Here is a 6,446-nt window from a genome sequence, read left to right on the forward strand (position 1 = left end):
CAACGTATCACCGACTGGGGAAGATGGGAAAAGAACTTGATACCGCGGTAAGTCATTCCGTGCATGAAGGCTGTCGTCCTTGCAGGAGGCTACGCGACGCGACTCTGGCCCATCACCAAGCACCGGCCGAAGATGTTCTTGCCGGTGGGCGAAGAGACGGTCATCGACGTGATATTCGAGGACTTGGAGGAGGACGACCGAATCTCCGAAGTGTTCGTCAGCACCAACGAGCGCTTCGCGGAGACGTTCGAGGAGTACCTCGCCGACTCGTCGTTCGAGAAGCCGACGCTCTCCGTCGAGGAGACGGTCGCAGAGGACGAGAAGTTCGGCGTCGTCGGCGCGCTCGAACAGCTCATCGACCGCGAGGGCGTCGAGGAGGACATGGTCGTCATCGCCGGCGACAACCTCCTCTCGTTCGACGTGGCGGAGTTCGTGGACTTCTTCGAGGAGAAGGGGACGCCGTGTCTCGCCGCCTACGACGTGGGGTCGAAGGAGCGAGCGAAGTCGTACGGACTGGTCGAACTCGACGGTGACCGCGTCGTCGACTTCCAGGAGAAGCCCGACGACCCCAAGAGCACGCTCGTCTCCATCGCCTGCTACGCGTTCCCGGCGGAGACGCTGCCGAAGTTCGACGAGTACCTCGAAGACGGCAACAACCCCGACGAACCCGGCTGGTTCCTCCAGTGGCTGCAGAACCGCGGCGACGTGCACGCGTTCACGTTCGACGGCGCGTGGTTCGACATCGGGACGGCCGAGAGCTACCTCGACGCGGTGTCGTGGTACCTCGACGGCGAGAACTTCGTCCACGACACGGCGACGGTGACGGACTCCGAACTCGGCGAGAACGTCTACGTGATGGAGAACAGCGTCGTCGAGCACTCGACGCTGGAGCGGTCGGTCATCTTCCGCGACTCCATCATCCGCGACGCCGACATCCGCGGCACCATCGTCGACGAGGACACGCACATCGAGAACCTCGACCTCTCGAACGCCCTCATCGGCGCGCACTCGCACCTCGAATAGCCGAGCGACGACGACCCGGTTCTTTCTCGACCCTACTCGCCGAGACGCGCGTCCGTGATTTCGAGGTGGCCGCGCGTCCCCTCCCACACCGTCTCGTACTCCAGTTCGACGGGGCGGGACATGTGCGGCCCGTCGGTGACGAACGTCTCGAACTCGCCGCCCTCGCCGAGGACGTGGACGCCGTACTCCTCGTTGAGTCGGACCAACTCGTCGAGTGCGTCGCGGTCCAGCGTCCGCCCCAGCCACGACTCGTCCAGTCCGTGCGCGGCGACCTGAACGATGCGTATCTCGAACCCGGCGTCTATCATGGCTACGCCGAGTTCGCGGGGGTCCTCCTGCCAGAGCGGTGCGAACAGGTCGATTCCGAGCCGGTCACACATGCCCTGGATGCGGTTCGTCTGGTACTCGCTCTCGACGGCCCCCGCGGTGACGCCCGCGAGGTCCATCTCCGCGGCGAGGTCTTCGAGTGCCGCTTCGAGCGGTTCCAGTTCGGCGTCGCCCTGGTCGCCGGAGTCCGTCGCCTCCGCCGCCCCCAGGTCGTCGGGCGTCACCTCGACGAGTTCGATGCCGATGCTCTCGGCGGCGAGTGCCGCGAGGTGCGTCGCCGGGACGTGGTACATGTAGGAGTCGTCGCCGGGGTGGACGGTGAGCAGTCGAGTGACGTTCAGGCCCGCTTCGAGCGCGCGGTACAGCGCCCACGAGGAGTCCTTTCCGCCCGAGAAGAGACTGACCCAGTCGCCGGATTCGGTCATCAGGGGACCGTACAGCGCTGGTTCGTATATCGCCTCCGGTTCGGCCGCTACGGGTTCGCGCCCGTCCGCGCCCGACTCACATGTACCCCAGGTCGCGGAGGCGGCCCATCAGGTCCTCCTTGTCCTGCGCGCGCCCCTCGCGTTCCGTGCTCGCGCCGAGGTCCTGCACCCACGCGGGCCGGTCGTCGGACTTCGCCGACCCGGACTCGGTGCCGAGCGACCGGAAGCCCTCGAAGTACTTCGGCGAGACGGGGATGTCCGTCGCCGCGACCCCCTCGGGCAGGTCGTCGGTGCTCTCGGGGACGTGACCGACCGGGTAGCCCGGCGCGGCGTCGGGGACGATGAACTCCCAGAACGCGGCCCAGATGTCCGCCTCCTCGAACTGGAGGATGGGGTGGACTCTGTCGTGCGGGGGGTACTTCTCGGAGTCGTGGCGCGGCGAGAAGAACGTCTCCTCGGCGCGGGACTCCTGTTCGTCCCAGCGGACGCCCGAGAAGATGCCGTCGAAGCCCCGGTCCGCGATGACGTCGTTGAGCGCGACGGTCTTCAGGAGGTGGTTGCCCTCGAAGGTGTCGGCGTCGAGGGTGAGCGTGTCGCCCTCGTAGTCGAGGCGTTCGAGTTCGCGGCGGTTCGTCTCCGAGAGGTCCGCGAGGGGAATCTCGTCGCCCGGACTGGCGTCGAGGCGGACGAAGTCCTCGTTGCGGGCGAAGACGAGGTCGAGGTCCCACTCGTCGGCCCAGCGTTCGACGAACGCCACCGTCTCGGGGAAGTGCTCGAAGTGGTCGATGAAGACGACGGGCGGCACCGGGACGCCCATCTCGGCGGCGACTTCGCGGACCACGTAGAGGACGACGGTGGAGTCCTTCCCGCCGGTCCACATGACCGCGGGGCGGCGGTACTGTTCGAGTGCCTGCCGGGTCACCTCGGCGGCGTTGGCAATCTTGTCTTCGAGCGTCGGGTAGTCGGCGGCGCTCTCGCCGCGGCCGGCGTCGTAATCGAGCGAGACGTACGAGGGGAACGTGGAAGACATCGTGAACGTATATCGCGCGACCACGATATCTACCTTTGCGTGGCTATCTGTTCGCACGGGTCAGTCGCGTCGGGCGCGACTCTCGAAGAAAAATCGACCGACCACGTCGCTGCAGTCGGCGAACCGCGACGGTCTGGGCTTCGAGAACGTCTGTTCTGCGGGCGAGTCGGCGCACGCGCGTCACGTCCGACCGAACGGACGCCGGCGGGTGCCGGAAGCGTGCCGCCGAGTTACATGTAGCCGAGGTCGCGCAGGCGTTCCATCAGGTCCTCTTTGTCCTGTGCGCGGCCCGCGCGCTCGGTCGTGTTCTCCATGTCCTGCAGCCACGCCGGTTCCTCGGTGGTCTTGTCCGTCGAGACTTCGCTGCCGAGCGACCGGAAGCCGGCGAAGTACTTCGGCGAGACGGGGATGTCGTCCTGCGTCAGTCCGTTCGGCAGGTCGTCGGCCGACTGCGGGACGTAGCCGTCCTCGGGGAAGTCCTCGACGGTGTCCGGCACGACGAAGTTCCAGAAGGCCTGCCAGACCGACGCTTCGTCGAACTGGAGGATGGGTTGGACGCGGTCGTGCGGCGGGTAGATGTCGGGGTCGTGACGCGGCGAGAAGAACGTCTCGTCCGCGCGCGCCTCCTGTTCGTCCCAGCGGACGCCGGAGATGACGCCGTCGACGTCGTACTCTTCGAGGGCGTCGTTCAGCGCCACCGTCTTCAGGAGGTGGTTGCCGACGTACGTGTCCAGCAGGAACGGGAACGTGTCGTCCTCGTACTCCAGCAGGTTGCGGATGTGGTGCTGGTTGTGCTCGGACAGTTCGTCGACCGGGATGTCGTCGCCCGGTTCGAGTCCGTGTTCGTCGACGTACGCGCCCACGTCCTCGTTGCGGGCGTAGATGACGTCGAGGTCCCACTCGTCGGCCCACTTGTCGACGAAGTCGTGAATCTCGTCGAAGTGCTGGTAGTGGTCGATGAACACCGCCGGCGGCACGTCGTAGCCGTGTTTCTCGGCGACCTCTTTGATGAAGTAGAGGCAGAGCGTCGAGTCCTTCCCGCCGGTCCACATCACGACGGGGTTCTCGTACTCTTCGAGGCCCTTCTTCGTGACTTCGATGGCCTTCTCTATCTTGTGCTGGATGCTCGGATAGTCTTCGGGAGTCTCTCCTTCGCCGTCGCTGTAGTCGACGTCGAGATAGTCGGGGAAGCCTTCTGCCATACAGTAATTACATCTAATTAGCGGGGTAAAGTGTCTTTTGCCCTGCGCACGCCGTGGGAGTGACTGTCGACTCCCGTCAGTCTGCCCCGGTCGGCGTCAGCCAGTGCGACCGGTCGAGGGGAGCGGTGCTCGCGTCCCGGTCGAATCGAGGGGACGGATTCTGTCGCGCGGTCGCCGACCAGAACGGACGGCCACCCGACGGATGCGGCTTTCGAACGAAGAGCTCTGCGTCCGCTGACACGTGTATCACAGCCCGCAAAACCGGCCGACCGATGAGCGTTCCGCCTGCGCGTTAGCTGATGAACTTGTTGTCGCGCCAGTTGACGCCGCCGCCGCCGGACCCACCCTTCGAGGGGTTCTCGACGACCTCGATGCTCGCCGGTCGTTCTTCCCCCTCGACGATACGCGTCGCGTGCAGGTCGCCGTCCGCCTCGGTGATGGCGGTGAGCGTCCCTTTCTCGGAGATTTTGGCGATCTCCGTGAGTACGAGGAACATCGGGTACTGGAGGGCGGTGTTCTGGAGAACCGTCTCGCGGTCGCCTTTGAAGCAGGCGAACTCGACGAGTTCGGAGGGAATCTCCTCCTCCTCTTCGCCCCACTTCGGGGCACCCGCACGCGGAGGTTCTTCCTCGTAGACGCGGTTCTCCGTGACGCTCGCTTTGAGCTGCGCCGTCGGAGTGTACTTGCTGAGATTGTCGTCGGCCGCGACGGCCTTGAGGATGAGCGTGTTGTTCCGGCGGGTCACCTCTACGTCCTCGACCTCCGGCGGGAGGTCGGGGTCGTTCTCGAAGTACTCCATGACATCTTCCAGTGGCAGTTCGAGCGTCGAATGAAGTCGGTATACGCGGCCTGACATTGTTGGAAACAGTATCGGAGTGCTGTGACGCGCGGCGGCGCGACGTCGATACCTGTGTGCATGTAGGGCCTGCGAACATATATGGCCTACTCTTTGATTCGGTGTATCGAGTCGAAATAGAAGTCGTTCCGAACGCCGCCGGACGGGGCTTAGGTTCCGGGGCGTCTGAAGGTGTTTTCGACCGCCTCAGCGTCTGTCGTGGGCGTCGAATCCTCGTCTCAGGCGGACAGCGTCTCGCCGAGTTCGCCGCGTTCGTCCAGTTCCGAGAGGATGTCGCTCCCGCCGACGAACTCGCCGTCCACGTACGTCTGCGGGATGGTCTCCCAGCCGCTGTGTTCCTTCAGGGCCGCGCGGTAGGCGTCGAGGGCGGGGAGCACGTCCACCGTCTCGAACGACTCGCGGTGCTTGCCGATGAGTTCGAGGGCGCGCGCGGAGTAGCCGCACTGCGGCATCAACTGGTTGCCCTTCATGAACAACACGACGTCGTTCGACTCGATGAGTTCCTCGACTCGCTCTCGGACGTCCGCTTCGGACAGGTCGTTCCCGGGTTCGAAGGTCATGTCCCGGGATAGGCGACGACGCGACAAAGGGGTTGCGTCGTCGGAGGCCGAGGCGAGGGCCGGAGCGCTACGACTCGCGGCCGACGCCGACCACGTCGATGAGCGAGTAGACGGGGACGCCGTCGATGTCTTCGAGTCCCTGTTTGTCCACGATGACGACGCAGGCGACCGGTTCGCCGCCCTCCTCGCGGATGGCGTCGATGGTCTCCGTCATCGTCGTGCCGGAGGTGACGGTGTCGTCTACGACGTAGCACTCCCGGTCGCGAATCTGCGCGAAGTTGCGCGAGAACGACCCGCCGAGTTCGTCGATGTCGCCCTCGTCCCACTGGTGTTTCGCGGGCGCGTACGACCCGAGGTCCGTGTCGAGTTCCCGCGCGACGACGGTGGCGAGGGGTGCGCCGGCCTTCTCGATGCCGATGGTCAGGTCCACGTCCTCGCCTTCCTTCTGCAACAGGTCGGCCATCGCGTGGGCGATGTACCCCATGCGCTTGGAGTCCCGGCCGATGGCGCTCCAGTCGACGTGGATGTCCTGCGGACCGCTCGTCCCGCCGGCGTCGTCCGTCTGCTCGGGACTCGACGCGCCGCTTCGGTCCACGAGCCAACTCGCCGTCTCGCGAGAGACGTTCAGTTCGTCGGCGATCTCACCTTTCGACAGACCTCGGTCCGCGAGTTCGGCCGCACTCGCGATGAGGTCATCGACGTTCTTCATACGTGCTGAATTGTACGGCGGTTTTTATAGTGGTGTCGTCGTCTTCGAATGCCGCCGCGAACTCGTCCAAGTCGTAGACGCCGGTGACGAGTGCGTCGGTGAACCACTCGGGGAACTCCGCGAGGGTGTCCACCGCCGACTCGAAGTGCTTGACGTGGGAGTTGACGCTGCCGACGACGCTCTTGTTGTGCAACACTATCTCCCGGTGTATCTCGCCGCCGTCCACCTCGAACTCCCACGACCCGGGGACACCGAGGAGGGCGGCGACGCCGTTCGGTGCCAGCGCGTAGATGCTCTCGAAGGCGTGCTTCGCG

The 6,446-nt window shown here is 65.2% G+C and carries 7 protein-coding genes and 1 pseudogene; 1 reads left to right on the forward strand and 7 read right to left on the reverse strand.

Annotation, left to right across the window (positions count from 1 at the left end):
• The first annotated feature begins 63 nt into the window (after positions 1–63).
• Positions 64–1,023 carry a sugar phosphate nucleotidyltransferase gene (locus GJ632_RS05875; protein WP_191452386.1) on the forward strand — a complete coding sequence of 320 codons (960 nt, stop codon included), beginning with the start codon at positions 64–66 and terminating at the stop codon, positions 1,021–1,023.
• A gap of 32 nt (positions 1,024–1,055) precedes the next feature.
• Here the strand turns inward: GJ632_RS05875 and GJ632_RS05880 are convergent, their stop codons facing one another.
• The 7 genes and pseudogenes from GJ632_RS05880 to GJ632_RS05910 form a co-directional block, all read right to left on the reverse strand.
• Entirely contained in the window at positions 1,056–1,775 is a 720-nt protein-coding gene (locus tag GJ632_RS05880) for a diphthine--ammonia ligase (RefSeq protein ID WP_089805674.1), read from the reverse strand.
• Positions 1,776–1,851: 76 nt separating this feature from the next.
• Positions 1,852–2,805 carry a phosphoadenosine phosphosulfate reductase family protein gene (locus tag GJ632_RS05885; RefSeq protein ID WP_191452387.1) on the reverse strand — a complete coding sequence of 318 codons (954 nt, stop codon included), beginning with the start codon at positions 2,803–2,805 and terminating at the stop codon, positions 1,852–1,854.
• A 230-nt stretch (positions 2,806–3,035) separates the two neighbouring features.
• Positions 3,036–4,007, reverse strand: coding sequence for a phosphoadenosine phosphosulfate reductase family protein (locus GJ632_RS05890; protein WP_191452388.1), 972 nt, complete (start codon positions 4,005–4,007; stop codon positions 3,036–3,038).
• 292 nt (positions 4,008–4,299) lie between these two features.
• On the reverse strand, positions 4,300–4,863 hold the full coding sequence (locus tag GJ632_RS05895) for a hypothetical protein (protein ID WP_191452389.1): 564 nt from the start codon (positions 4,861–4,863) through the stop codon (positions 4,300–4,302).
• 218 nt (positions 4,864–5,081) lie between these two features.
• Positions 5,082–5,423, reverse strand: a complete 342-nt coding sequence (locus GJ632_RS05900) for a glutaredoxin (protein WP_089805663.1) — start codon at positions 5,421–5,423, stop codon at positions 5,082–5,084.
• 67 nt (positions 5,424–5,490) lie between these two features.
• Positions 5,491–6,132 carry a transcriptional regulator GfcR gene (gfcR, locus tag GJ632_RS05905; protein ID WP_089805660.1) on the reverse strand — a complete coding sequence of 214 codons (642 nt, stop codon included), beginning with the start codon at positions 6,130–6,132 and terminating at the stop codon, positions 5,491–5,493.
• A pseudogene (locus GJ632_RS05910) lies at positions 6,116–6,446 on the reverse strand (glucose dehydrogenase); the annotation flags it as partial. The pseudogene GJ632_RS05910 and the gene gfcR, both read right to left, overlap by 17 nt.

It is taken from the genome of Halogeometricum sp. CBA1124 (genome assembly GCF_009741955.1).
In the GTDB taxonomy this organism is placed as follows: domain Archaea; phylum Halobacteriota; class Halobacteria; order Halobacteriales; family Haloferacaceae; genus Halogeometricum; species Halogeometricum rufum.